Here is a 1,306-nt window from a genome sequence, read left to right on the forward strand (position 1 = left end):
AATGTAACCGGGCGTTTCCCTCACGCTATGGCCACCGAAACACTATGAAACTGACAACCGCACCACACACCACTAGATGTGCGGGGTCGTTCGTGGTTTCAGAACCAACACAGTGGACGCGAGCAACTGAGGACAAGCCCTCGGCCTATTAGTACCGGTCACCTCCACACGTTACCGTGCTTCCAGATCCGGCCTATCAACCCAGTCGTCTACTGGGAGCCTTACCCCATCAAGTGGGTGGGAGTCCTCATCTCGAAGCAGGCTTCCCGCTTAGATGCTTTCAGCGGTTATCCCTCCCGAACGTAGCCAACCAGCCATGCCCTTGGCAGGACAACTGGCACACCAGAGGTTCGTCCGTCCCGGTCCTCTCGTACTAGGGACAGCCCTTCTCAAGACTCCTACGCGCACAGCGGATAGGGACCGAACTGTCTCACGACGTTCTAAACCCAGCTCGCGTACCGCTTTAATGGGCGAACAGCCCAACCCTTGGGACCGACTCCAGCCCCAGGATGCGACGAGCCGACATCGAGGTGCCAAACCATCCCGTCGATATGGACTCTTGGGGAAGATCAGCCTGTTATCCCCGGGGTACCTTTTATCCGTTGAGCGACGGCGCTTCCACAAGCCACCGCCGGATCACTAGTCCCGACTTTCGTCCCTGCTCGACCCGTCGGTCTCACAGTCAAGCTCCCTTGTGCACTTACACTCAACACCTGATTGCCAACCAGGCTGAGGGAACCTTTGGGCGCCTCCGTTACTCTTTAGGAGGCAACCGCCCCAGTTAAACTACCCATCAGACACTGTCCCTGATCCGGATCACGGACCCAGGTTAGACATCCAGCACGACCAGAGTGGTATTTCAACGGCGACTCCACGGACACTGGCGTGCCCGCTTCACAGTCTCCCACCTATCCTACACAAGCCGAACCGAACACCAATATCAAACTGTAGTAAAGGTCCCGGGGTCTTTCCGTCCTGCTGCGCGAAACGAGCATCTTTACTCGTAGTGCAATTTCACCGGGCCTATGGTTGAGACAGTCGAGAAGTCGTTACGCCATTCGTGCAGGTCGGAACTTACCCGACAAGGAATTTCGCTACCTTAGGATGGTTATAGTTACCACCGCCGTTTACTGGCGCTTAAGTTCTCAGCTTCGCCCCACCGAAATGGAGCTAACCGGTCCCCTTAACGTTCCAGCACCGGGCAGGCGTCAGTCCGTATACATCGCCTTACGGCTTCGCACGGACCTGTGTTTTTAGTAAACAGTCGCTTCTCGCTGGTCTCTGCGGCCACCCCCAGCTCAGGAAC

Annotated in this window: 1 rRNA gene (cut by a window edge); it reads right to left on the reverse strand. The window is 56.7% G+C overall.

From position 1 onward, the window contains the following. Nucleotides 1–128: 128 nt before the first annotated feature. Nucleotides 129–1,306: ribosomal RNA gene (locus tag ABZ920_RS30450) — 23S ribosomal RNA — on the reverse strand (its annotated part continues 1,661 nt past the right edge of the window); the annotation flags it as partial.

This window comes from Streptomyces sp. NPDC046831 (genome assembly GCF_040645305.1).
In the GTDB taxonomy this organism is placed as follows: domain Bacteria; phylum Actinomycetota; class Actinomycetes; order Streptomycetales; family Streptomycetaceae; genus Streptomyces.